Below are 25,756 nucleotides of genomic sequence, written 5' to 3'. Positions count from 1 at the left end.
AGCCACCGCCTTGCAATCGCCCGGAAATCGGGCGATTGAAGGATGCGGACTGAGGAGAGGATTTTCAAAAATGACCATTGCGCGCAAACTGCTTTCGGCAGGCGCCGCGGCAAGCCTTCTGGCTGCGGCCGCCTGCACCACCACCGGTCCCTCGGACCAGCCTTCGATGGCGGCGGCGCCGAAGGGTGTCGAGGGCAACTGGATCGACGCCAAGGGCACCGGCCTGTCGACCTTCATGGCTGGCAGCTTCACCACCGTCGCCACCGACACTGGCCAGAAGCTGTCGGAAGGCAGCTACACCATGACCGGCGCGACCTCGGTCGAGATCCACGGCACCTCGTTGATCCGCCAGACCCCGGTCAGCTTCAACTGCCTGATGATCTCCACCAGCCAGCTCAACTGCACCAGCGCCAGCGGCCAGAATTTTGTGCTGACGCGCCGGGCTTGAGGGTTCGCAAATCTTCGGCTGACAGGGACCGGCGGCGCAAGCCGCCGTCCTTTTTTGTGCCGGCAAAACACTTCCGGATTTCCACTTGCATCGACCGGAACCCGATGTGAACATACCCCGAGGCTGACTGTTATTGTCCGGTCAAGCGGGGTCATCAAGCACCTTCGAAGTCAGCTCATCCGGGAGACGAAGATGAAGAAGATTGCCGCCATCCTAGCCCTGTCCGCTTCGACGCTCGGCCTGTCGGCTGGCGTATCTTTTGCCGACTACACGCTGAACATCCTGCATTTCAACGATTGGCACAGCCGCATCGAAGGCAACAACAAATACGAGTCGACCTGTTCCGCCGACGAGGAGACCAAGGGCGAATGCATCGGCGGCGCCGGCCGGCTGATCACCGCGATTGCTGAGGAGCGCAAGAAGCTCGAAGGCCAGAACGTGCTGCTGCTCAACGCCGGCGACAACTTCCAGGGATCGCTGTTCTACACCACCTACAAGGGTGCGGTGGAAGAGGAGTTCCTCGATCAGATCAAGCCCGACGCGGTAACGCTCGGCAACCATGAGTTCGACGACGGCGAGACCGCGCTGGTGCCGTTCCTCGACAAGGCGAAATTCCCGATCGTCAGCGCCAATGTCGTGCCCAACGACAAGTCCGGCGCCGCGGGCAAGATCAAGCCGTCGATCGTCGTCGAGGTCGGCGGCCAGAAGATCGGCATCGTCGGCGCCGTCACCAACGACACGCCGGAACTCGCCTCGCCCGGGCCGAACATCGCCATAACGGACGACGTCAAGGCGATCACCGCCGAAGTCGAGAAACTGAAGGGAGAGGGTGTCAACAAGATCATCGCCGTCACCCATATCGGCTATAGGCGCGAGCGCGACGTCATAGCGAAAATCCCCGGTATCGACGTGGTGGTCGGCGGCCACAGCCACACGCTCCTGTCGAACACCGATCCGAAGGCGGCGGGCCCCTATCCGACGATGGTCGACAACCCCGACGGCTACAAGGTGCCGGTGGTGCAGGCGGCGTCCTATTCAAAATATCTCGGCGAGTTCAAGGTCGTGTTCGACGACAACGGCGTCGTCAAGGAGGCCAGCGGCGACCCGATCTATCTCGACAAGTCGATCACCCCCGATCCGGCCGTGCTGGCCCGCATCAAGGAACTCGGGGCGCCGATCGAGGCGCTGAAGAACAAGGAGGTGGCCGAGACCACCAAGGCGATCGACGGCAGCCGCGAGAATTGCCGCGCGCGCGAATGCGAGATGGGCAATCTCGTCTCCGACGCCATTCTCGACCGCACCAAGGGCCAGGGCGTCGAAATCGTCATCTCGAACGGCGGCGGCCTGCGCGCCTCGATCGACCAGGGCACGGTGACCATGGGCGAGGTGCTGACCGTGCTGCCGTTCCAGAACACGCTGGCGACGTTCAAGATCTCGGGCAAAGACCTGGTCGCGGGCCTCGAAAGCGGCCTCAGCCAGATCGAGGACGGTGCCGGCCGCTTCCCGCAGGTTGCCGGCATCAAATATTCCTTCGACAGATCGGTCGCGCCCAATGCCGGCCGCGTCAAATCGGTCGAGGTGATGGAGAACGGTGCCTGGACGCCGATCAATCCCGACAAGCAGTACCTCGTGGCCACCAACAACTACGTCCGCCAGGGCGGCGACGGTTACAAGGTTTTCGCCGACAAGGCCACGGATGCCTATGACTACGGCCCCGGCCTGGAGCAGGTAGTGGCCGACTATCTCAGCGCGCATCAGCCCTACACGCCGAAGCTTGACGGCCGCATCACCGAAATTGCGGGGGCGACCGCGGCGGCCGAGCCGGCAAAACCAGCCGAGACGGCGCCTGCCGCACCGGCGGCAGAACCGGCAAAGCCGGCTGAGGCCGCTCCTGCAGCCACGACCCAGCCGCCGGCAGCCGAAGCAGCAAAATCGGCCGAGACCGCGCCGGCCGCGAGCGAACCGGCAATGCCGGCTTTGCCTTCCAGTTCCAGTGACATCGCCGGCACGCCGCCGAGTGTCTCGACCGAGGCCCCTCCGGCACCGGAAGGGACGAAGCCGGCTGAAACCGCTCCGGCGACGCCTGCTCCCGCCCCAGCCGCCGAGACGGCCAAGCCGGCGGCCGCGGCGCCCGCTGAAACCAAGCCGGCTAAGATCAGCCACACCGTCGCCGCCGGCGATACCTATTGGGACCTGGCCAAGAAAGCCTATGGCGACGCCACCCGCTGGAAGCTTATCTCCGAAGCCAACAAGGATTATAAGCCGCGCCGCCTGCCGCTCGGCGCGACGCTGACCATTCCGCCGGCCGCGAAGTAAGCGGCCACCCCGGAATTCATAGCACCCGCCCGGAAACGGGCGGGTGTTCCTTTTCCGGTGCCAAACGCGATAAAGTGCGGCCAGACGCAGCATTGAAAACCGGCAGGGCATCGCTAGTTTCGCGGCGCTACCGGAGACTGTTCATGACGCTTGCCAGCCCCACCGATGCCAAAGCTGCAAAAGCCGCCGGCCCACCGCCGGCGGGCACTCCGCCAGCCAGGACGGGCAAGATCGGCATCATGCTGGTCAATCTCGGCACGCCGGACGGCACCGATTTCAAGCCGATGTGGCGCTACCTGCGCGAGTTCCTCTCCGATCCGCGCGTCATCGAGCTCAACAGGGCGATCTGGTATCCGATCCTCTACGGCCTCGTGCTGACCACAAGGCCGAAAAAATCCGGCGCCAACTACGCGCGTATCTGGAACCGGGAGATGAACGAGTCGCCGCTGCGCACTTTCACCCGCGCTCAAGGTCAGAAGCTGGCCGCTGCGCTGGCCGACTTGCCCAACGTGACGGTCGACTGGGCGATGCGCTACGGCAACCCCTCGACGGCCAGCGTCGCGCAAAAGCTGGTCGCGCAAGGCTGCGAGCGCATCCTTTCCTTCCCCCTCTACCCGCAATATTCGGCGACGACGACGGCGACCGCGAACGACCAGCTGTTTCGCGCGCTGATGAAGATCCGGCATGCGCCGGCAATCCGCAGCGTACCGCCCTATTACGACGAGCCCGTCTATATCGAGGCGCTGGCCCGCTCGATTGAGAAGCACATCGCAACGCTCGATTTCGAACCTGAGGTGGTGATCACCTCCTATCACGGCATCCCCAAACCCTATTCCGACAAGGGCGATCCGTACGGGGCGCATTGCCTGGAGACCACGCGGCTGCTGCGCGCGCGCCTCGGCTGGGACGAGAACAAGCTCATCACCACCTTCCAGTCGCGTTTCGGCGCGCAGGAATGGCTGCAGCCCTATACCGATGTCACCGTCGAGAAACTGGCCAAGGACGGCGTGAAATCGATCGCCATCGTCAATCCCGGCTTTTCCGTCGATTGCATCGAGACGCTGGACGAGATCGGCCGCGAGGCGGCCGAAACCTTCCATCACGCCGGCGGCAAGAACTTCGACCATATCCCCTGCCTCAACGACAGCGCCGAGGGCATGGCGGTCATCGAAGCGCTGGCGCGGCGCGAGCTTTCCGGCTGGGTGTGACCGGCTGCACCGACTAATGCATGTCGCCCAGAAGTGTGCAGCGGTTCTGGGACAACGACATGCATCAAGGCAAAGACTTAAAGCGTGTCGACTGAATCCGTTTCAGCGCGACGCGCTTTAGCTTGAAACCGGTGCGCAAAAGCCTCCGCTAACCAATATTAGCGATCACCTGATTGTAACGTTGCGGAAACACACTTAAGTGATTCCGTGAAGTCGGTGCCTATTGAGGGAGATACGAAATGGGCTTCAGCGGTTTCGATATTGCCATCGTCGTTCTTGTTTTCCTGGTTATCATCCTTCTTTTCAAAGGCATCAAGACGGTGCCGCAAGGTTACAATTACACGGTGGAACGCTTCGGCCGGTACACCAAGACGCTGACGCCTGGCCTGAACATCATCAACCCCATCTTCGAGCGCGTCGGCGCCAAGATGAACATGATGGAGCAGGTGCTCGATGTGCCGACGCAGGAGATCATCACCCGCGACAACGCCATCGTCGGTGTCGACGGCATCGCCTTCTACCAGATACTCAACGCCCCTCAGGCAGCCTATCAGGTCTCCGGACTGCAGAACGCCATCCTCAACCTGACCATGACCAACATCCGCACCGTCATGGGTTCGATGGACCTCGACGAATTGCTGTCCAACCGCGACGCCATCAACGAGCGCCTGTTGCGTGTCGTCGACGAGGCGGCGCATCCGTGGGGCATCAAGATCACTCGCGTCGAGATCAAGGACATCAATCCGCCGGCCAATCTCATCGAATCGATGGGCCGCCAGATGACGGCCGAGCGCAACAAGCGCGCCCAGATCCTGGCCGCCGAAGGCCTCAAGCAGTCGCAGATCCTCGAGGCCGAGGGCCGCAGGGAAGCAGCCTTCCGCGACGCCGAGGCGCGCGAGCGCTCGGCTGAAGCGGAGGCCAAGGCGACGCAGGTCGTGTCGGAAGCTATCGCCAAGGGCGACGTCCAGGCGCTCAACTACTTCATCGCCCAGAAATACACCGAGGCGCTGACCAAGATCGGCTCGGCTACGAACAGCAAGATCGTGCTGATGCCGCTGGAGGCCTCGTCGCTCATCGGCACGCTGGGTGGCATCGGCGAGATCGCCAGGGAAGTGTTCAAGAACGACGGTAGCGCCGGCACGCAACGGCAGACGGCGCGCCCGCCGGTGGTTCGCCCGAACGACAACTGATGTCTGCGGTATAGGTGGGCATTATGATAGACCGTATCGTTTCCGAACTCGGCCCGTGGAACTGGATGGTTCTGGGCTTCGTGCTCCTGGTGATGGAGATCGTTGCGCCAGGCGTCTTCATGCTGTGGATCGGCATCGCGGCGCTGATCATCGGCGCTGTGTCGCTGGCGATTTGGGACGCCGCCTTCTGGACCTGGCAGGTCCAGGTCCTCGCCTTCCTCGTGCTGGCCGTTGTGTCGGCCTATGTCGGCAGGCAGATCGCCTTCAGCCGGCAGGGCAGCGGCGACCAGCCGCTGCTCAACCGCCGCGGCGCGCAGATGGTCGGCCGCACGGCGACGCTGGCCGAGCCGATCAAGAACGGCCGCGGCCGCATCCGGCTCGGCGACACGCTGTGGCGCGTCTCCGGTCCCGACCTGCCGGTCGGCGCGCAGGTGCGCGTCACGGGAGCTGCGGACACCGATCTGGAGCTTACAGTCGAAGCGATCTGAACGCGGACCTAAGCGGCGCCGATGCGCAACAGATCGTGGAGATGGACGAGCCCGACCGGCCGTCCGCCCTCGACAACCATCAGGCTGGTGATGGCGGATGTATTGATCGTCTGCAGCGCCGTCGCCACCAGCGTGTCCGGACTCGCCGTCTTCGGCTTCTTGGTCATCACCTGATCGACGCTCATCGTCAGAATATCGTTGCCGATATGGCGGCGAATATCGCCGTCGGTGATGATGCCGACCAGCGCGCCGTCGGCGGCGGTGATCGCCACGCAGCCGAAGCCCTTACGCGACAGCTCCAGGATTGCCTCACGCATTGCGGTGCCCGACGGCACCAGCGGCAGCCTTTCACCGACATGCATGATTTCGCGCAGCTGGGTCAGATTGGCTCCAAGCTGCCCGCCCGGGTGGAAGGTGCGGAAATGGTCCGGCGTGAAGCCCCGCGCCTCGAGCAGCGCGATCGCCAGCGCATCGCCCATTACGAGTTGCAGCAAGGCCGACGTTGTCGGCGCCAGCCCGTGCGGACAGGCCTCCGGCACCGCCGGCAGGAGCAGCACGACATCGGCGGCCCGCGCCAGCGCCGAGCTCTCGCCAGAGGTGATGGCGATCAACGGAATGGAAAAACGCCTGGAGTAGGCGACGATGCCCATCAATTCCTTGCTCTCACCCGACCAGGACATGGCGATGATGGCGTCATCCCGGGCGATCATGCCGAGATCGCCGTGATTGGCCTCGGCCGGATGGACGAAAAAGGCGGGAGTGCCGGTCGAGGCAAGCGTCGCGGCGATCTTGGCGCCGATATGGCCGCTCTTGCCGACACCGGTGACAATGACGCGGCCCTCGATCCGCGAGATCAGGTCGATCGCGGCGGCAAAAGGCTCGGCCAGCCCGTCTGCGAGCGCGGCGGCCAGGGCAGCCACACCCGTCTGCTCGGTCGCCACCGTTCTCAGCGCCGATTCGATCGCAGCCTGCCTGTCCGGCTGCTTTCTTTCTGGGGACCCCGCATGCATGGCGCAAGCGATTAGCGCTTTGCCGCGCCCCTGTCCAACAGAATTGCCGCGGCCTGCCGATCCGGGCGGCTCCAAGGCGGCTGTCTCAACCCTCCGTTAACCATCCGCATTTACGGTTCGGTAAGTATGGCGCAACCGCGCCGCGCAAGCAGTGGTGACGATGTCCGGGGGCCAGTCTGAAACGAAAATCGGTCGAAGGGGCATTGCTGTCGCGGCACTGCTGCTGACGGCAAGCGCGCTTGCCTTGCTGCGTCCCGCTCCGGCATTTTCCCAGGAAACAGAGCTGCGCGGCGAGGTCTCCGAATCGGCCATACTCGCCGACCAGCAGCGCAAGGCCAGGCAGTTGAGGGCGCAAGGGTCGCTGGATCAGACCCCGCCCGCGGCCGCTCAGGACACGGCACCGACGACCTACCAGCCGTCGAGCCCCGGCGCCGTTCCCGATGACGATCAGACGGCGGGCGCGACGGACAGCATCTTCGACCAGCCGCAGGCAACAGACGATCCATTGGTCGACACGAAGGCGCCGGCAAAACCCCGCCGGCCCTCGACGGCTGCTCAGCGTGCCCGGGACGCCAAGTCCGCCGCCAAGGCGGATACCAAGACCGCCAACAGGAACAAGGCCAAGAAGAAGGCGGGCGAGGCTACCGACGGCACGACCACCGCCGCGACCACCGCCACCGGCGACCAGGCTGATGCTGCGGCGACCGACGATGACGGCAGCAACCGGCGTGCCGTCACCATCGATAGCGTCGACAAGCAGAAGCTCGACCCAGGCCAGGAGCGCACGGCATCCATCGAAGGCCAGAAGGTCAAGCCGGAGGACGATCCTTTCGCCGCTCCCGGAGTCAAGGTCGGCACCTTTGTCTTCCGGCCGACACTCGAGCAGGGCTTCACCGCGACCTCCAACGCCGATTCCAGCAGCACCGGCAAATCGGCGGTTCTGTCCGAGACGGCGCTGCGTTTCACCGCGACCTCCGACTGGCGCGAGAATTCAGCCTTGGTCACCGGCTACGGTCAGTTCCGCAACAGCGTCTCGGGCGAAAAGATCAACGATGCGCAAGGCCGCATTGAAGGTCAGCTTAATGTCGATCTCGACAACGAGCTGCGCGCCATTGCCAAGCTGGGCTATGAAGCCGCGCCCGAATCGGCCTCCTCGCCGGATGCGATCGCCGGCGTCACCTCGCAGCCGCTGCGCCAGACCGTCGACGGCAGCCTTGGTCTCGAAAAAAGTATCGGCAAGATGCATTACGCGCTGACCGGCGCGGTCTCGCACGACTTCTACGGCGACGCCGAGCTCACCGACGGCACCAGCATCTCGCAGAAAGATCGCAACAACACGCTCTACACCGCCACCTTGCGCACCGGTTATGAGATCTCGCCAGCGCTGACGCCCTTCACGGAAGTCGAGCTCGGCCGTAGGGTCTATGATCAGCGTCTCGATGCCGACGATTTCGCTCGCTCCTCCAAGAGGTTCGGAGCCCGCGCCGGCCTCGAGCTCGATATGGGTGACAAGCTTTCGGGCGAATTCTCCGTTGGCTGGCTGCGCGAGGCGCTCGACGACAGCCGCCTCCCGGCGATCGCCGGTCCCAGCGTCAACGCCGACCTCAAATGGTCGCCCGAGCGCGGCACAACCATCGGGCTCACCGGAAAGACCGAAGTAGAGACCACCACGACGGCAGGCCAGAGCGGCGATATCCTCTACTCCGGCCGTTTGACCGGCGAGCGCCAGATCCGCGCCAATCTGACGGCGAACTCGGCGCTGGGCCTCGACTGGCGCGATTACACCGGCTCCGACGGCCACGACATGATCCTGAGCGCCGAGGCCGGGCTGACCTGGTGGCTGAACCGCTATGCCGGGGTCACCACCAGGGTGAGGACGGAGAAGCTGACCAGCAACCTGCCAGGACGCGACTACACGACCAACAGCGTCTATCTCGGATTGAAGGTCCAGCGCTGAACGCAGTGGACGACCAAGCCTATGTCGAGATTCAGGTCAGGCCGAGTCGAGAGCGGTGGGTTCCGAGAACCGGAGCGGAGCGTACTCAAAGTATGTGAGCACCGGAAGCGCAGGAACCGGCCGTTCGCAGACCGGCCTCACCTGAATATCGGCATAGGCTAGAACGCCGCCCCGCGGCGCTCTGCCGGCCGCACCTCGTCGAGCAGCGTGCGGATGACGCCGGCCATGCTTTCGTTCATGTCGCTGCGCCACAGAGCAAAGGCGACATTGGCCTCGACGAAACCTTCCGGCGAGCCGCAGTCGAAGGTGCGCCCCTTGTAGTGATAGCCGTAGAAGGGCTGCTTCTTCTCCAGCTTCAGCATCGCGTCGGTCAGCTGGATCTCGTTGCCGGCGCCGCGTTCCTGGCTTTCCAGGATGCCGAAGATTTCCGGCTGCAGGATGTAGCGGCCGTTGATGAAGAGGTTGGAGGGCGCTGTGCCCTGCTTCGGCTTCTCCACCATACCGGTGATGCGGAAGCCGTGATGCGTAGCCTCGCCGCGGCCGACAATGCCGTATTTATGCGCCTCGGCCGGATCGCATTCCTGCACGGCGATGATGTTGTTGCCGGTCTCGGCATAGAGCTCGACCATGTCCTTCATGCAGCTCTTTTCCGACTGCATGATCATGTCCGGCAAAAGCAGCGCGAACGGTTCGTCGCCGACCAGTTCGCGGGCGCACCAGACGGCGTGGCCGAGGCCCATCGGCACCTGCTGGCGCGTGAAGCTCGTCTGTCCCGGCGCCGGCTGGAGCCGCTGCAGGCGGGCGAGCTGCTCGTCCTTGCCACGCTGGGCGAGCGTGTCATACAGCTCGAACTGGACGTCGAAATGGTCTTCGATGACCGCCTTGTTGCGCCCGGTCACGAAGATGAAATGCTCGATGCCGGCCTCGCGCGCCTCATCGACCACATATTGGATGACCGGCCGGTCGACGACGGTCAGCATTTCCTTCGGGATGGCCTTGGTGGCTGGAAGAAACCGCGTGCCGAGGCCCGCGACCGGGAAAACTGCCTTGCGAACGCGCTTCATGCTGACACCCCTGCGTTTCAGCCAATTATCCGCTCGGCTGCATGCTCCGCAATCCCCCCAGAGATTTTCACGCGGAAATCATTTTCACGCCGGAATGTTGGACTACCGAACGGCCAAGTTGAATATGAGAGCTAAAAGCCGCGACACCTCTTTTCGTTCCCGGCGGCACCTATGGTAAACTAAATACTAACCCGGTTCGGCGTTGAATGATCCTTCCTGATTTGACGAAGGAGGAAATGATGTCCGTTCGCAACACTGCGAGGCGCCTGACGGCACTGGTGACGGCAGCCGGCCTCACGCTGGCCTTGCTGCTGCCCGCCGGACCCGCTTTCGCCGATGCCGGGTTCCGCCAGTGGGTCTCGGGTTTCCGCGCCACCGCGGTGGCGGGCGGCGTTTCGGGCGCTGTTTACGATCAGTCCATGAGAGGCATCGAGCCCGACCCGGTCGTGTTGGAAAAAGCCCGCACCCAGCCGGAATTCACCGCGCCCGCCTGGGACTATTTCGACAACCGCGTGCATGACCAGTCGGTGGCCAACGGCCAGTCGATGGCGAGGAAATGGAAACCGTGGCTCGACCGGATCGAGGCGCGATTCGGCGTCGACCGCAATGTTCTTCTCGCCATCTGGTCGATGGAATCGAACTATGGCGAGATCCTCAAGCGCGACGACATCATGCGCAACGTCATCCGTTCGCTGGCGACGCTCGCCTATGGCGACCCGAAGCGCTCGAAATATGCCCGTACCCAGCTGATCGCCGCCCTGAAGATCCTGCAGACCGGCGACATCGATGAGAGCCATCTGATGGGCTCCTGGGCCGGCGCGATGGGCCAGACCCAGTTCATCCCGACCAGCTATCAGCGCTATGCGGTCGACATGGACGGCAACGGCAAGCGTGACATCTGGAATTCGATTCCCGACGCGCTGGCGACCTCCGCCAACCTTTTGAAGAAGAACGGCTGGCAGGCCGGCAAGACCTGGGGCTATGAAGTGACCATACCAGCCGGCAAGCTGCCCGGCGGCGCAAAGACGATCGCTCAATGGCAGGCGCTCGGCGTCGTTAGGGCCAGCGGCAAGCCGTTCAAGAACCTGACCGACAAGGCGACGCTGAAAGTGCCGGACGGCCGCGGCGGCCCCGCCTTCCTGATGATCAGGAATTTCTCGGTCATCAAGGCCTACAACAACGCCGACAAATACGCTTTGGCCGTCGGTCTCCTGGCCGACGAGATCGCCGGCGGCACCGGCCTGGTGCAGGACTGGCAGCGGCCTTTCACCAAGCTCAGCTTCGAGGAGCGGCAGGAGCTGCAGAAGCGGCTTTCCGATCACGGCTATTATGATGGCAAGTTCGACGGCAAGATCGGCGATGGCTCGAAGGCCGCCATCATGGCCTATCAGGCCAAGGTCGGCTTGAACCAGGATGGCTATCCGAGCATGGAAGTGCTCAAATGGCTCCGCAAGCAATAGAGCCACCCATGGCTGCAGGCATCCTTTCAAAGGCGGCAAGGATGCTGTAGCGCTTCGGCTTGCGCATGACTTTCCAGCGTCTGCCTGGTCATGCGCCAAGGGATGGAGAGGTGTTTGGTGTCGGTCGCGCGTATCAGGCAGGGCATTCGCCGGGCGCCGATCCTGATTCTCGCCCTGGCCGTGCTTGTCGTCACCGCCGCCGGCGCTTTCCACGCACCGGCATTCGCGCAGGAGGAAAGCCGCGGCTGGTCGCTGCGTGACCTCCTGTTCCCGCGCCGCAGCGAACGCGTCGAGCCACCGGTCGAGATCCAGAAATCAAGGCCGAAACCGAAGAAGAAATCCAAGCCTCGCCCGCCGGCCGAGCCGGAAACGCCGATCGTTGAGAAGACGAACGACGCCCGTGTCGTGCTGGTGGTTGGCGATTTTCTGGCGGGCGGGTTGGCCGAAGGCCTGGACACCGCCTTCGCCGACAATCCCGCCATCAGGATCGTTGCCCGCAGCAACGGGTCGTCGGGCTTCGTGCGCGACGATTTCTATAACTGGCCGGTCGAGATCAAGTCGTTGATCGAGACCGAGAAGCCGTCGGCCGTGATCGTCATGCTGGGCTCCAACGACCGCCAGCAGATGCGGGTCGGCGAGGTGCGCGAGCAGCCCCGCTCGGAGAACTGGACCAAGGAATACGAGCGCCGCACCGATGCGTTCGGCAAGGCCATCCAGGACACCAAAGTGCCGTTCCTATGGGTCGGCATGCCGGCTTTCCGCGTGTCGAAGATGAACTCGGACATGCTTGCCTTCAACGACATCTATCACTCGGCCGCCGAAAAGCATGGCGGCGAATTCGTCGATGTCTGGGACGGCTTCGTCGACGAGAACGGCGCTTTCGTCACCTCCGGCCCGGACATCAACGGCCAGCCGGTTCGCTTGCGTTCCGACGACGGCATCAACGTCACCAAGGCCGGCAAGCGCAAGCTCGCTTTCTACACGGAAAAGCCGTTGGCCAAGATCCTGGGCCTGGCGGCGCCGGGAAGCGTCACGACCATGTCGGCGCCGGCCGGCGCTCCGGTCGAGGCGCCGAAGCCGGCCGCGGCGCCCGTCATCGTCGACCGCACCGCGCCGATGCTGCTCGGCGACCCGTCGCTCGACGGCGGCACCGAACTGCTGGGCGCCGCGCAGCCGGCCAAGGCCGATCCGAACCTGCCCGGCGGAAAGCTGATCCTGGAAGGCAAGGCGCCGGCCGCCTCTCCCGGCCGCGCCGACGATTTTTCCTGGCCGCCGAAGCCGCAGCCGGCGACCACGGCTGTAGAGTCCGACCCGGCGCCGGCGACTCCGTGACCGACATTCCTGCGTAGCGGCAATTTCGCGCCAAGCCGAACAATGACATTGTTGGATTTTGACCGAAGTCAAAGTCGGGGGGCGAATATGTCGGCAACAGGCTATGCCTTGCTTGGGTTCGTGACTTGGACCCTCTTATTGCTCATATGGATGGAAATCCTGCGCACCCATCTTGTGGTGAGCGGCCGCGTCCCCGCGAATGGCTTCGCACCGGACAACGCCGGTCTTTCGCCCTTCTTGCAGCGGCTGGCGCGCGCCCATGCCAATTGCATCGAAGGCCTTCCCATATTCGGAGGTCTCATGGCCCTGGCCATAATGAGCGCGCGCGCCTCGATTACCGATCCGCTCGCATATTGGTTTCTAGGCGCGAGGCTGGTGCAGTCGGCCATTCATTTGACGTCGACAAGTCCGACCGCTGTCAAGGCTCGATTTTCGGCGTTCTTGGTCCAGATGGCCATCGGCCTCTATTGGGCGATAAAGCTGTTGCTTAGCTAGGCTGAGCTTCGCAAAAGGCTGCGGCTCGCTGGCCCAATTTAACGCGGCAGAACCGTGGATCCCATCAGCGTCTCGTCGATCGAGCGCGCCGCCTGGCGGCCCTCGCGGATCGCCCACACCACCAGCGACTGGCCGCGGCGCACGTCGCCCGCCGCATAGAGCTTGTCGACACTGGTCCTGTAGTCGCGATCGTTGGCCTCGACATTGTTCGAGCGGCGGCTGTCGGTGACGACTTTGATCTCGCCGTCGAGCTCCTTCATCAGGCTGTCGCCCGCCGGTCCGGCGAAGCCGATGGCGATGAAAGCGAGATCGGCGCGGATGACGAACTCGGTGCCGGCGACCGGCTTGCGCTTGTCGTCGACCTCGCAGCAGCGCACACCGGTCAACTGGCCTTCCTCACCGATGAACTCCAGCGTCGCCACCTGGAATTCGCGCTCGGCGCCCTCGGCCTGCGAGGACGAGGTGCGCATCTTGGTCGCCCAGTAAGGCCAGACCGCAAGCTTGTCTTCCTTCTCCGGCGGCTGCGGACGGATGTCGAGCTGGGTCACGCGCACCGCGCCCTGGCGGAAGGCGGTGCCGATGCAGTCGGACGCGGTGTCCCCGCCACCGACGACGACGACATGCTGGCCGCCGGCGATGATCGGGTGCGAGGGCCACGCCACCGACTGGATCGGCTCGCCGCCGACACGACGGTTCTGCTGCACCAGATAGGGCATGGCGTCGTAGACGCCGCTGAGATCGGCGCCCGGAATACCGGCCGGACGCGGCGTTTCGGAGCCGCCGCAATAAAGCACGGCGTCGAATTCCCCGAGCAGATCAGCCACTTTCATGTCGACGCCGACATTGACGCCGCAATGGAAGGTCACCCCCTCGCCCTGCATCTGCTCGATGCGACGGTCGATATAGTGCTTCTCGATCTTGAAGTCCGGTATGCCGTAACGCATCAGCCCGCCGGGGCGGCTTTCGCGCTCATAGACATGCACGTCGTGGCCGGCGCGGCCCAGCTGCTGCGCCGCCGCCATGCCGGCCGGGCCGGAACCGATGACGGCAACCCGCTTGCCGGTCTTCCTTTCCGGCGGATAAGGCCGAATGTGGCCGGTCTCATAGGCCTTGTCGGCGATCGCCTGCTCCACCGTCTTGATGGCGACCGGAATGTCCTCGAGGTTCAGGGTGCAGGCTTCCTCGCAAGGCGCCGGGCAGATCCGGCCGGTGAACTCCGGGAAATTGTTGGTCGAGTGCAGGTTGCGGATCGCATTGTCCCAGTCGCCATTGTAGACGAGGTCGTTCCAGTCGGGGATCTGGTTGTGGATCGGACAGCCCGTCGGCCCGTGGCAGAACGGAATGCCGCAATCCATGCAGCGCGCGGCCTGTTTCTCGACCTCCTTGTCCGACATCGGCAGTGTGAATTCGCGGAAATGCCGGATGCGGTCCGAGGCAGGCTGGTACTTGTGCACCTGCCGGTCGATCTCGAGAAAGCCTGTTACCTTGCCCATAGTCAGTCCCTGCTGTCCGAAGGCACGCTTTTTGTCGGCGCACCCGTTAACCCCTTAAGGCTGCCCTGGCAACCGCACCTTGTTGGAGCATGACCTTCGCCCGAAAACCGGTTCCCACTTGTCGGGGTCATGCTCTCGGGGTCAGGATTGTTGGCGAGGATGCCGGCCGGAGAGCCATCTCTCCGGCCTGCCCGATGCTTATTCCGCCGCCACGCTCATGCGCATGCGTTCCATCTCGATCAATGCGCGGCGATATTCCACCGGCATGATTTTTCGGAATTTCGGCCGGAAGTTCTGCCAGTCGTCGAGAATCTCGCGGCCGCGCACCGAACCGGTGAAATGCACATGGTTCGAGATCAGCTGGTAGAGGCGTTCCTCGTCATGGCTGGTCATGTCGCCGGACACGTCGACGCGGCCCTTGTGATCGAGGTCGCCGCCGTGATGGAGCAGTTTCTCCATCAGGTCGTCCTCTTCCGGCACCGGCTCCAGCTCGACCATCGCCATGTTGCAGCGCTCGGCGAAATCGCCCTTCTCGTCCAGCACATAGGCGACGCCGCCCGACATGCCGGCGGCGAAGTTGCGCCCTGTCTTGCCGAGCACGACGACGATGCCGCCGGTCATGTATTCGCAGCCATGGTCGCCGACGCCCTCGACGACGGCCGCCACGCCCGAATTGCGCACGGCGAAGCGCTCGCCGGCGACACCGGCGAAGTAAGCCTCCCCTTCGGTGGCGCCGTAAAGCACCGTGTTGCCGACGATGATCGAGTCCGCCGCGACGATTCTAGCCTCTTCCGGCGGGCGGATGACGATGCGGCCGCCCGACAGGCCCTTGCCGACATAATCGTTGCCCGCGCCGACCAGCTCGAACGACACGCCGCGCGCCAGGAAGGCGCCGAAGGACTGGCCGGCGGTGCCGGTCAGCTTCACCTTGATCGTGTCTTCACGCAGGCCCTTGTGCTTGAAGCGCTTGGCGACCTCGCCCGACAGCATGGCGCCGACAGAGCGGTCGACATTGCGGATCGGCAGCTCGATGGTAACGGACTGCTTGGCATCCAGCGCCGGCTTTGCCGCCTCGATCAGCTTGCGGTCGAGCACGTCGTCGATCGGATGCTTCTGCCGCTCGGTCCAGTGCAGCGCCTCATGCGGCGCGTCCGGCTTGAAGAACATCTTGGAGAAGTCAAGCCCGCGCGCCTTCCAATGCTGGATGACGTCGCGCTTTTCCAGAAGGTCGGTGTCGCCGATGATCTGATCGAGATGGGTGTAGCCCATCTCGGCAAGCAGCGCCCGCACCTCTTCCGCCACGTAGAAGAAGAAATTGATGACGTGCTCGGGCGTGCCCTTGAAGCGCTTGCGCAGCACCGGGTCCTGCGTCGCCACGCCGACCGGGCAGGTGTTGAGGTGGCACTTGCGCATCATGATGCAGCCGGCCGCGATCAGCGGCGCGGTCGAGAAGCCGAACTCGTCGGCGCCGAGCAGCGCGCCGATGATGACGTCGCGCCCGGTACGCAGGCCGCCATCGACCTGCAGCGCCACGCGTGAGCGCAAGCCGTTGAGCACCAGCGTCTGGTGTGTCTCGGCAAGGCCCATTTCCCATGGGCTGCCGGCATGCTTGAGCGAGGTCAACGGCGAAGCGCCGGTGCCGCCGTCATAGCCGGAGATGGTGATGTGGTCGGCGCGCGCCTTGGCGACGCCCGCAGCGACCGTGCCGACGCCGACTTCCGACACCAGCTTGACCGAGACGTCGGCCGCCGGATTGACATTCTTCAGATCGTAGATCAGCTGCGCCAAATCCTCGATCGAATAGATGTCGTGATGCGGCGGCGGCGAGATCAGGCCGACGCCGGGCGTCGAATGCCTGACCTTGGCGATGGTGGCGTCGACCTTGTGTCCGGGCAGCTGGCCGCCCTCGCCGGGCTTGGCGCCCTGCGCCACCTTGATCTGCATGACGTCGGAATTGACCAGATATTCCGCCGTGACGCCGAACCGTCCGGACGCGACCTGCTTGATCGCCGAGCGTTCCGGGTTCTTGCCGCCGCCGGGCAGCGGCAGATAGCGGTCGGCCTCTTCGCCGCCCTCGCCGGTGTTGGACTTGCCGCCGATGGCGTTCATGGCCCGCGCCAGCGTGGTATGCGCCTCGCGCGAGATCGAGCCGAACGACATCGCCCCGGTCGAGAAGCGCTTGACGATCTCGGCCGCCGGCATGACGTCCTCGATCGGGACCTTGTTGCGGCCGGTCTCTTCCGCGGTTCTGAGCTTGAACAGGCCGCGAATGGTCTGGGCGCGCGCGGTCGCGCTGTCGATCTGCGCCGAATAGTCCTTGAACGTGTCCCATGAGCCCTGCCGCACGGCGTGCTGCAGGCTGGCCACCGCGTCGGGCGACCACATATGCGCCTCGCCGCGCATGCGGAACATGTATTCGCCGCCGACGTCGAGATTGTTGCGCAGCACCGGATCGCTGCCGAAAGCATCGCTGTGGCGGCTGAGCGTCTCGGTGGCGATCTCGTCCAGGCCGACGCCTTCGATCAGCGTCGCGGTGCCGGTGAAATACTTCTCGACGAAATCGGACTTCAGCCCGATGGCGTCGAAGATCTGCGCGCCGCAATAGGACTGGTAGGTCGAGATGCCCATCTTGGACATCACCTTGAGGATGCCCTTGCCGATCGACTTGATGTAGCGCGAGACCACCTCGTACTCGTCGACCTCTTCCGGGAGTTCGCCGCGCTTGTGCATGTCGAGCAGCGTGTCGAAGGCAAGATACGGGTTGATCGCCTCGGCGCCGTAACCGGCCAGGCAGCAGAAGTGATGCACCTCGCGCGGCTCGCCGGATTCCACAACCAGCCCGACCGAGGTGCGCAGGCCCTTGCGGATCAGGTGATGGTGCACGGCCGCCGTCGCCAGCAGCGACGGAATGGCGATGCGGTCCGGCCCGACCTGGCGGTCGGACAGGATGATGATGTTGTAGCCGCCTGCGACCGCCGCCTCGGCCCGTTCGCAGAGCCGGTCGATGGCGCCCTGCATGCCGGCAGCGCCCTCGTTCGAGCCGTAGGTGATGTCGATCGTCTTGGTATCGAAACGGTCTTCGGTGTGGCCGATGGAACGGATCTTCTCCAGGTCGCCATTGGTCAGGATCGGCTGTCGCACTTCGAGCCGCTTGCGGCGCGACGTGCCGACCAGGTCAAAGATGTTCGGCCGCGGGCCGATGAACGACACCAGGCTCATCACCAGCTCCTCGCGGATCGGGTCGATCGGCGGGTTGGTGACCTGGGCGAAGTTCTGCTTGAAATAGGTGTAGAGCAGCTTCGACTTGTCCGACATCGCCGAAATCGGCGTGTCGGTGCCCATCGAACCCACCGCTTCCTGGCCGGTGGTGGCCATCGGCGCCATCAGAAGCTTGGTGTCTTCCTGCGTGTAGCCGAAGGACTGCTGGCGATCGAGCAGGCTGACATCCTTGCGCAGCGCGCGCGGTTCGACCGGCTTCAGGTCTTCGAGAATGAGCTGCGTGTTGGCGAGCCAGGTCTTGTAGGGGTGCCTGGTCGCGATCTCCGACTTGATCTCCTCATCGGAGACGATGCGGCCCTTGGCGAGATCGATGAGCAGCATGCGGCCCGGCTGCAGCCGCCACTTCTGCACGATCTTTTCCTCCGGCACCGGCAGCACGCCGGCCTCCGAAGCCATGATGACGCGGTCGTCATCGGTGACGATGTAGCGCGCCGGACGCAGGCCGTTGCGGTCGAGGGTGGCGCCGATCTGGCGGCCGTCGGTGAAGACCACCGCCGCCGGTCCGTCCCACGGCTCCATGAGCGCCGCGTGGTACTCGTAGAAAGCCTTGCGGTCTGCATCCATGAGCTTGTTGCCGGCCCAGGCTTCCGGGATCAGCATCATCATGGCGTGGCTGAGCGAATAGCCCCCTTGGAACAGGAACTCAAGCGCGTTGTCGAAGCACGCCGTGTCGGACTGGCCGTCATAGGAGATCGGCCACAACTTCGAGATGTTGTTGCCGAACAGTTCGGAATCGACCGAGGCCTGGCGCGCCGCCATCCAGTTGTTGTTGCCGCGCACCGTGTTGATCTCGCCATTATGCGCGACCATGCGGTAGGGATGCGCCAGCTTCCAGGACGGGAAGGTGTTGGTCGAGAAACGCTGGTGGACGAGGATCAGCGCGGTTTCGAAGCGCGGATCGGTGAGATCCTTGTAATAGGCGCCGACCTGATAGGCCAGGAACATGCCCTTGTAGACGATGGTACGCGCCGACAGCGACACGCAATAGGCGCCGATGTCCTTGTTGTCGTTCTCGGCATAGATTCGGCCCGAAATCACCTTGCGCAGCAGGTAAAGCCTGGCCTCATACTCCTCGTCGTCGGTAATGTCGGACGTGCGGCCGATGAACACCTGCCGATGGAACGGCTCGGATGCCACGATACCGGGCGCCTTCGAAAGCGACGAATTGTCGACCGGCACATCGCGGAAGCCGATGAGCGGCAGCCCTTCCGACTGCGCCGATTCGGCGATGATCTCTTCGATATGGGCGCGCAGTGCCGCGTCCTGGGGCATGAACCAATGGCCGACGCCATATTGACCTGCCGGCGGCAGTTCGACGCCCTTGGCGGCCATTTCCTCGCGGAAGAACTGGTCCGGGATCTGCACCAGCACGCCGGCGCCGTCGCCGACCAGCGGATCGGCGCCGACGGCGCCGCGATGGGTGAGGTTTTCCAGCATCGCCAGACCGTCCGCGACGATCTGGTGCGACTTCAACCCCTTCATATTGGCGATGAAGCCGACGCCGCAGGCGTCATGCTCGTTGCGCGGATCGTAAAGGCCCTGCGCGGTCATGCCGTTGGCAGTTCGCACCCCTTTGGTCAGGACGGTATTTTTAACGGCTGTCGCTTTCGTCTGCGCGGCCCGGCCGTTGATCGCAGATGGCGTCAGTTCCGTCATCGTCCTATCCTCCGTTCTCCACCTTGGCCCCGACCGTTTCAGGGCGCTGGTTTGCCTTGGGAAGCATGATGCTTCCCCTTCATCCTGCGGCACGTCTCGCGAAATCAATCGAACCATACGGCTATACGCCCGGTTCGCATCCGGTATCGTACAGGCCAGAGCCGGGCCGTCTACCCGCCGCTCGCGACAATGGCCGGAATGGCAGCGATCATACGCCAGTCCAGCCTGTTTTGTGCGACAAAATAAGACAGCACTACTGTCCTAAATTTTTTATGCCAGAAATCAGGTGGCTACACAAGACCGATTCACAAAAAACTTGGCGGCGCCGCGACACAAAATTTCGTGGCAAGCGCAGGAAACGCAAGCTTTGGTCCGGGCCCTCTGGCCTCGATTGCTGGCTTCACCGCTTTGCCGATGATTGGCCCTTGCGCTTCGACTGCCGAAGCGGTCAAGTCCCGCCGCTTTTGCCAATCACGATATGGACCTTTCGATGTTCTTTGCATCCGACAACTGGGCGGGCGTCCACCCCGACATTTCGGCCAACCTGTCGCGTCATGCCGCCGGCACCGCTGTCGCTTACGGTGACGGCGACCTGGACCGCGCCGTCTATCGCCGCTTCAACGATATCTTCGAACGCGAGGTGCAGGTCTTCTTCGTCGGGACCGGCACGGCGGCCAACGCGCTTTCGATGGCTGCATTGAACCGCGTCGGCGGCATCGCGCTCTGCCATTCCGAAGCGCACATGAATGTCGACGAGTTCGGGGCGATGGGTTTCTACACCGGCGGCGCGCGCATGGCGCCGGTGCCGGGACCGCTGGGGCGCATGAACCCGGAGGCTCTCGACCGCGCGATAAGGCGTTATTCTCAGGATCTGGCGCCCGCCGGTCAGCCGATGGCGGTCACCGTAACCCAGGCGACCGAGGTCGGCACGGTCTACGGCGTCGACGACGTCAAGGCGATCGCAGAGGTCAGCCGCCGCCACAAGCTGCCGCTGCATATGGACGGCGCGCGCTTCGCCAATGCGATTGCCGCGACGGGCGTCAGCCCGGCCGAAATGACTTGGAAGAGCGGCGTCGACCTCATCTCCTTCGGCGGCACCAAGAACGGCTGCTGGATGGCGGACGCGGTGGTGGTCCTCAATCCGGACGTCGGCAAGGATTTGCGTCTGCTGCGCCAGCGCGCCGGACAGACCTTCTCCAAGGCCCGCTTCATCTCGGCCCAGTTCGAGGCCTATTTCACCGACGATCTGTGGTTGAGGATGGCCGGGCATGCCAATCAGATGGCTGCACACCTGGCCGAGACGATCGAGGATGCGCCGGTCGGCAAGCTCGCCTGGCTGCCGCAGGCCAATGAGGTCTTCGCCATACTCGGTCGGGCCACGGCGGAAAAGCTGCAGGCGGCCGGCGCCAAATTCTATGAATGGGGCGTGCCGCAGGGTTTCGATGGCCACCTCGGCGACAATGAAGCGATCTACCGCTTCGTCGCCAGCTTCGCCACCACGACGGCAGAGATCGACCGTCTCGGCCAACTGCTGGCTTGAGCTTGTAATAGTCGAGGGCAAGCTAATGACCAGACCGCCTCTCGGCTCGACGATGCGGCTGATCCGTCCGGCGCCGAACGTGCTCGGCTTCTATGATGGCCGTGTCGATGGCGTACGCATCTGGTCGGACGAGTCGAATTGGCTCGACGACGGCGCTTACACGCTCGGCATCTGCACCTATGCGATCGTCGATGGATCGCAGGCGCTCGTCTACGACACGCACATATCCCTGCCCCATGCCCGCTTCATCCGGAAAACCCTCGAAGAGCTGGGCGTGACCTCGATACGCGTCGTTCTCAGCCACTGGCATGACGACCATATCGCCGGCAACGAGGTGTTCCAGGACTGCGAGATCATCGCCAACACCCTGACCGCCTCGGCACTCGAACGCGGCCGCGCCGAGATCGAAAGCGGCAACCCGCCGATCAAGCCGCTCGTTATGCCCAACAGGACGTTCGACAACAGCCTCAGCCTGACGGTGGGGGCGATCTCGATCGAACTGCGCCAGGTCGAAATCCACAGCCATGACGGCACGGTGCTGCTGATGCCCCAAGCTGGCCTGCTGCTTGCGGGCGATACGCTGGAAGATTCCGTCACCTATGTCTCGGAACCGGAGCGTCTGGCGGAACACTTGATCGACCTCGAGCGCATGTCTGGCTGGCGGTTCGATCGAATCCTGCCCAACCACGGTTCCTTCGAGGCAATCGAAGCCGGCGGCTATGACAGAAGCTTCATCGCGGCGACCGAAGCCTATGTCCGAAAGCTGCTTGCCTGCCGGCAAGACCCCGACCTGGCGAAGCAGGATTTGAGGACCTTCGGCGCCGACATTTTTGCGACAACGGCGGTTGAGTATTTTGCGCCTTATGAACCCGTTCACCGGCAGAACGTGGAGGCCGCTATCGCGGCGAAGCGCCGGTAATGTGCGCTAGGCGAGGAAGGGCCGCAGCAACAGCTCGACGCCGAGCAGGACCAGAAAGATCAGGAACCATCGACGGAAAGTCGCTGGGCTGATTTTCTGGCGCAGCACCTGCCCCAGCCACATGCCGAGCAAGGCCGGCAGCACGGCGAGTGAGGACATCGCCAGATGCCCGGCCTCGAAGGCGCCATGCGAGGCAAGGCCTAGCGCCAGGGCGATCGTCGACACCGTGAAGGAGAGGCCGAGTGCCTGGATGAGATCATCGCGGCTCAAGCCCAGCGCCTGGATGTAGGGGACGGCAGGCACGACGAAGACGCCGGTGCCGCCCGTGACCAGGCCGGTGAGGAAACCCACAAACGGCGACGACCAGCGTTCGGCGAGTGCCGACACCGTCGGCTGCCGCGCGAGCAGGCTGTAGGCGGCATAGACGATCAATGCCGCGCCGAGGCCGGCGGTCGTCCATTTGACGTTGTCGCTGGCGAGCAGCCGCGAACCGGCGATGGTGCCGATCAGGATGCCCGCCATCATCAGCCACAGCCGGCGCAGGATCGCGGAAAAACTCGGGCCGGCGAAAAGCTGCCAGACATTGGTGACGAAGGAGGGCACGATGAGCAGCGATGCCGCGGTCACCGGCGGCATGATCGTGCCCAACAGGCCCATCGCTAGCGTCGGCAGGCCCATGCCGGTCACGCCTTTGACGATTCCGGCGAGCAGGAAAGTGATTGCGACGATGAGCGTCAGCAGCAGGGAAAAATCGGACATCGCCCTTCATGATCCGCCGCCGCATGCTTCAAAGAGCCAGAAAGGCTCGTTGCGGGTGGCACAAAAAAGCGGCGCCTCTCGGCGCCGCTTCCGTCTCGGGAGGGAGACGTCGTCTGCGATGGAGCCCGCGGATTACGCGGCGGCCTTGGCCTCGATCTGCTTGGCCTTGTCCGAAGACTGGGTAATCGCGATCTTGCGCGGCTTCAGCTCCTCGGGAATGTTACGCTTGAGGTCGACGAAGAGCAGGCCGTTCTTCAGCGTGGCGCCTTCCACTTCGACGTGATCGGCCAGCTGGAAGCGGCGCTCGAAGGAGCGGGAGGCGATGCCGCGATAGAGCAGCTCCGAACCCTCGCCGTTGTTCTCTTCCTTGCGCTCGCCCTTGACGGTCAGCACGTTGCGGTGCGCCTCGATCGAGATCTCGTCTTCGGAGAAGCCGGCAACGGCCATCGAGATGCGATAGGCGTTCTCGCCGGTGCGCTCGATATTATAGGGCGGGTAGGTCTGCGCGGTCTCGGGCTGGCCGAGCGAGTCGAGCATGGTGAACAGCCGGTCGAAGCCGACAGTCGAACGATAAAGCGGGGAAAAATCAACGTGACGCATAGGTGTTCTCCTTTTGAGCAACATGGTTTGCGTGTGACCGGTGCGAAACCCTCGAAAGGCGTTCCGGATGGGCCAGCGGCCCCGACATCGGCGGCCACAACCTTCATTTGGGAAGCTCAAAAAGCCATTTCAAGGTTTTCTTCGCGGTCGCAATGCGGCCACGTTCATGAACGGTGGATGAACCACCGCTTCGGCATCCGTTCAGTCATGCAGCGCTAGGCTTGGTCACGTTCGAGCAATTCCAGGAGAAGTGCGAAGCGGTTTTCCGTCCGGAATTGCGTCAAGACACAGAGACAAGCGGCGCCTCTTTCCCTGCGCCGCGACGAGGCCGAACCGGGTGCAACGTCCCTTCCTCCCGGATCGACAGAGGCCGGAAGTGCGCCGCAGGCACTTCCGGCCTTCCCCCTGCGCTGGCAGCCGCGTAAATCCTCGCAACGCCTTTGCTTTTGCCGCCTGGCCGTCTATCACCATGCCGACGCCTCGCCCGTCCGGGCAAAAGAGCAACCATCGACGCGCCGAATGACGGATCTTTTCCATCGCACCGAAGACAATCCCGCGCCGCAGAATGCCGCAGGCGGCTTCTTCACCACGCGAGACGGCAAGAAGATCCGCTACGGCGTCTTTGCCGCTGTCAGCCGCCCGCTGCAGGGCACGGTGGTTCTGCTGACGGGGCGCAACGAATGCATCGAGAAATATTTCGAGACCATTCGCGATCTCGCCGATCGCGGCTTCAGCGTCGCTGTCCTCGACTGGCGCGGCCAGGGCGATTCCAGCCGCCTGCTGCGCGACCGCCAGCGCGGCTATGTCCGCAGCTTTCGCGACTATACGCGCGACCTCGAGCAATTTTTCGAGGAGATCGTGCTGCCTGACTGCCGTGGTCCCTATTACATCCTCGCCCACTCCACGGGCGCGGTGATTGCGCTGCTTGCCTCGCCATCGATGGTCAACCGCGTGCGCCGCATGGTGCTGCTGACGCCGTTCCTCGCGGTGCCCGACCTGCCGGTTTCGATAAGCACGGTGCGGCGCGTCTGCGCGGTCTTCTGCGCGCTGGGTCTCGGCTGGCTCTATGCCGCGCTCGGTCCGCGGCCGAAAGTGCCGCCGCCTTTCGAAATGAACAAGGTGACCTCGGATCCCGGGCGCTACCGACGCAATGTCGGGATCTACGAGGCCTGGCCGCAGCTCGCGCTCGGCGGCCCGACGATCCGCTGGCTGAAGGCCGCCGCTGCCGCCGCGGAAGCCGTCAGCGATCCGGATTTCATGGCCAGGGTGAAGGTGCCGATGCTGATCGTCGCCGCCGGCGCCGACCGGGTGGTCTCGACGAGGGCGGTGGAAGCCTATGCCAGGAAACTGCGCGTCGGCTCGCTGTTGATGATCGACGGCGCCGAGCACGAAATCCTGCAGGAGAAGGACATCTACCGCGAGCAGCTCCTGGCCGCTTTCGACGCCTTCATTCCGGGCACCGGCGACGCTCCCTGAGCGCGATCGAAATCCTGCGGCGACCAGCCCTTGCCGCTTGGCGCATCAGCCGCGCAGCGCCGCCATCGCCGCAGCGTGAAGCTCGGGCGTCGCCGCTGCCAATACGTCGCCGCCCTTTTCCGCCGGTCCGCCTTCGAAAGTGGTGATGACGCCGCCGGCCTTCTCAATGATCGGGATCAGCGCCACGATGTCGTAGGGCTTCAGGCCCGGGTCGGCGACGATGTCGACGCTGCCCGCGGCCAGCATGGCGAAGGCGTAGCAGTCGGTGCCGTAGCGGGCGAGTTGCACCTTTGTCTCGAACTGGTCGTAACGCTTGCGCGCATCGCCCTTGAACAGGGCCGGCGTGGTCGTGAACAGCGTCGCTTGCGCAAGGTCGGTCGTCTTGCGGGTCGCGAGCCTGCGCGGGCCGCCCGGTCCCTCGTAGTGCGAGCCGGAAGCGTTGGCGTAGAACAGCTCGCCGGTGAAAGGTTGCGACATCATGCCGGCGACCGCGTCGCCGTCGACGGTGAACCCGACCAACGTTCCCCACACCGGGACGCCGGAAATGAAGGCGCGGGTGCCGTCGATCGGGTCGATCACCCAGACATGCCGGCTGGTGAGGTTCTGGCTGCCATGTTCCTCGCCGAGAATGCCGTGCTCGGGATATTCGGCGGAAATCAGCGCCCGGATCGCGCGCTCCGCCTCGCGATCGGCCTCCGTCACCGGATCGAAGCTTCCCGCAAGCTTGTTGGTGACCACCCCCTGGCTGCGGAAGCGCGGCAAGGTTTCGGCGGCGGCGGCATGCGCGATGCGCCGCATGAAATCGGTGCTGATATCCAAGTCGCTCTCCCCATCGCGGCCTTTGCCAGCCGCTCTTTCTCACGGAACAGCCGCGCTGAAGACCGGCCAGATGCCCGTTTTCTGTTGCCCGAATGTCACATCTGAGCCGCCGAAGCGGAATTTCCACATCATATTGAATTAAAAAAGCCTGCTGTCGATTGACATTTGTGCGGCGCACAATAATTTTGTCATCGGACAGGTTTTCCTGTCCATGCCCTCCTTGGGCGTTTCCTCCCTAGACTTCGAC

The 25,756-nt window shown here is 63.9% G+C and carries 19 protein-coding genes; 12 read left to right on the top strand and 7 right to left on the bottom strand.

Translation table 11 applies throughout. The features are described 5' to 3' along the window. Window positions 1–70 precede the first annotated feature (70 nt). The 5 genes from FJ430_RS09960 to FJ430_RS09940 all read left to right on the top strand — a co-directional run bounded on the left by FJ430_RS09960 (window position 71) and on the right by FJ430_RS09940 (window position 5,650). Window positions 71–448, top strand: coding sequence for a hypothetical protein (locus FJ430_RS09960; RefSeq protein ID WP_140642250.1), 378 nt, complete (start codon window positions 71–73; stop codon window positions 446–448). Between the two features lie 192 nt (window positions 449–640). Next, the gene (locus FJ430_RS09955) at window positions 641–2,764 is read left to right on the top strand and encodes a bifunctional metallophosphatase/5'-nucleotidase (RefSeq protein WP_140706932.1); all 2,124 of its coding nucleotides are present in this window, start codon (window positions 641–643) and stop codon (window positions 2,762–2,764) included. A gap of 143 nt (window positions 2,765–2,907) precedes the next feature. Beyond that, the gene (gene hemH / locus FJ430_RS09950; RefSeq protein ID WP_140706930.1) at window positions 2,908–3,972 is read left to right on the top strand and encodes a ferrochelatase; all 1,065 of its coding nucleotides are present in this window, start codon (window positions 2,908–2,910) and stop codon (window positions 3,970–3,972) included. Window positions 3,973–4,211: 239 nt separating this feature from the next. Then, window positions 4,212–5,162, top strand: a complete 951-nt coding sequence (locus FJ430_RS09945; RefSeq protein WP_140706928.1) for an SPFH domain-containing protein — start codon at window positions 4,212–4,214, stop codon at window positions 5,160–5,162. A gap of 23 nt (window positions 5,163–5,185) precedes the next feature. Continuing rightward, the gene (locus FJ430_RS09940; protein ID WP_140706926.1) at window positions 5,186–5,650 is read left to right on the top strand and encodes an NfeD family protein; all 465 of its coding nucleotides are present in this window, start codon (window positions 5,186–5,188) and stop codon (window positions 5,648–5,650) included. Window positions 5,651–5,658: 8 nt separating this feature from the next. Here the strand turns inward: FJ430_RS09940 and FJ430_RS09935 are convergent, their stop codons facing one another. Further along, window positions 5,659–6,660 carry a KpsF/GutQ family sugar-phosphate isomerase gene (locus tag FJ430_RS09935; protein ID WP_140706924.1) on the bottom strand — a complete coding sequence of 334 codons (1,002 nt, stop codon included), beginning with the start codon at window positions 6,658–6,660 and terminating at the stop codon, window positions 5,659–5,661. Between the two features lie 160 nt (window positions 6,661–6,820). Between FJ430_RS09935 and FJ430_RS09930 the strand changes: the two genes are divergently transcribed. Next, window positions 6,821–8,617 carry an outer membrane beta-barrel protein gene (locus FJ430_RS09930; protein WP_140707050.1) on the top strand — a complete coding sequence of 599 codons (1,797 nt, stop codon included), beginning with the start codon at window positions 6,821–6,823 and terminating at the stop codon, window positions 8,615–8,617. Between the two features lie 158 nt (window positions 8,618–8,775). Here the strand turns inward: FJ430_RS09930 and galU are convergent, their stop codons facing one another. Beyond that, a complete protein-coding gene (galU, locus tag FJ430_RS09925) occupies window positions 8,776–9,681 on the bottom strand; it encodes a UTP--glucose-1-phosphate uridylyltransferase GalU (protein WP_140706922.1) in 906 nt (301 codons plus the stop codon). 239 nt (window positions 9,682–9,920) lie between these two features. On the opposite strand from galU, the gene FJ430_RS09920 reads away from it, so the two are divergent. The 3 genes from FJ430_RS09920 to FJ430_RS09910 all read left to right on the top strand — a co-directional run bounded on the left by FJ430_RS09920 (window position 9,921) and on the right by FJ430_RS09910 (window position 12,968). Continuing rightward, window positions 9,921–11,141: a lytic murein transglycosylase gene (locus FJ430_RS09920; protein ID WP_140706920.1), complete on the top strand. Its 1,221-nt coding sequence runs from the start codon at window positions 9,921–9,923 to the stop codon at window positions 11,139–11,141. A 114-nt stretch (window positions 11,142–11,255) separates the two neighbouring features. Next, complete coding sequence (locus tag FJ430_RS09915; RefSeq protein ID WP_140706918.1) at window positions 11,256–12,473, top strand: DUF459 domain-containing protein; 1,218 nt, start codon at window positions 11,256–11,258, stop codon at window positions 12,471–12,473. A gap of 87 nt (window positions 12,474–12,560) precedes the next feature. Next, window positions 12,561–12,968, top strand: a complete 408-nt coding sequence (locus FJ430_RS09910; RefSeq protein ID WP_140651499.1) for an MAPEG family protein — start codon at window positions 12,561–12,563, stop codon at window positions 12,966–12,968. Between the two features lie 38 nt (window positions 12,969–13,006). Here FJ430_RS09910 and FJ430_RS09905 read toward each other — a convergent pair whose 3' ends face one another. Both FJ430_RS09905 and gltB read right to left on the bottom strand, forming a co-directional pair. After that, window positions 13,007–14,461 (bottom strand): glutamate synthase subunit beta, encoded by a 1,455-nt coding sequence (locus FJ430_RS09905; protein WP_140706916.1) that lies wholly within the window; start codon window positions 14,459–14,461, stop codon window positions 13,007–13,009. A gap of 198 nt (window positions 14,462–14,659) precedes the next feature. After that, on the bottom strand, window positions 14,660–19,396 hold the full coding sequence (gene gltB, locus FJ430_RS09900; protein ID WP_140706914.1) for a glutamate synthase large subunit: 4,737 nt from the start codon (window positions 19,394–19,396) through the stop codon (window positions 14,660–14,662). Between the two features lie 490 nt (window positions 19,397–19,886). Here gltB and FJ430_RS09895 point away from each other — a divergent pair, with 490 nt between their 5' ends. Next, window positions 19,887–20,936, top strand: coding sequence for a threonine aldolase family protein (locus tag FJ430_RS09895; protein WP_140706912.1), 1,050 nt, complete (start codon window positions 19,887–19,889; stop codon window positions 20,934–20,936). Between the two features lie 25 nt (window positions 20,937–20,961). After that, window positions 20,962–21,855: an MBL fold metallo-hydrolase gene (locus FJ430_RS09890; RefSeq protein WP_140706910.1), complete on the top strand. Its 894-nt coding sequence runs from the start codon at window positions 20,962–20,964 to the stop codon at window positions 21,853–21,855. A gap of 6 nt (window positions 21,856–21,861) precedes the next feature. Here the strand turns inward: FJ430_RS09890 and FJ430_RS09885 are convergent, their stop codons facing one another. Together FJ430_RS09885 and FJ430_RS09880 are read right to left on the bottom strand one after the other, a co-directional pair. Beyond that, window positions 21,862–22,614 carry a sulfite exporter TauE/SafE family protein gene (locus FJ430_RS09885; protein ID WP_140706908.1) on the bottom strand — a complete coding sequence of 251 codons (753 nt, stop codon included), beginning with the start codon at window positions 22,612–22,614 and terminating at the stop codon, window positions 21,862–21,864. A gap of 132 nt (window positions 22,615–22,746) precedes the next feature. Then, the gene (locus tag FJ430_RS09880; RefSeq protein ID WP_140642283.1) at window positions 22,747–23,214 is read right to left on the bottom strand and encodes an Hsp20 family protein; all 468 of its coding nucleotides are present in this window, start codon (window positions 23,212–23,214) and stop codon (window positions 22,747–22,749) included. A gap of 519 nt (window positions 23,215–23,733) precedes the next feature. On the opposite strand from FJ430_RS09880, the gene FJ430_RS09875 reads away from it, so the two are divergent. Beyond that, a complete protein-coding gene (locus FJ430_RS09875) occupies window positions 23,734–24,690 on the top strand; it encodes an alpha/beta fold hydrolase (protein WP_140706906.1) in 957 nt (318 codons plus the stop codon). A gap of 45 nt (window positions 24,691–24,735) precedes the next feature. Here FJ430_RS09875 and hisN read toward each other — a convergent pair whose 3' ends face one another. Continuing rightward, a complete protein-coding gene (hisN, locus tag FJ430_RS09870) occupies window positions 24,736–25,509 on the bottom strand; it encodes a histidinol-phosphatase (RefSeq protein ID WP_140706904.1) in 774 nt (257 codons plus the stop codon). Between the last annotated feature and the right edge of the window lie 247 nt (window positions 25,510–25,756).

The organism is Mesorhizobium sp. B2-8-5 (assembly GCF_006440675.2).
Classification (GTDB): domain Bacteria; phylum Pseudomonadota; class Alphaproteobacteria; order Rhizobiales; family Rhizobiaceae; genus Mesorhizobium.
Note: the sequence above shows the minus strand (reverse complement) of the source record. Positions and strands in the feature narration are given on the sequence as shown.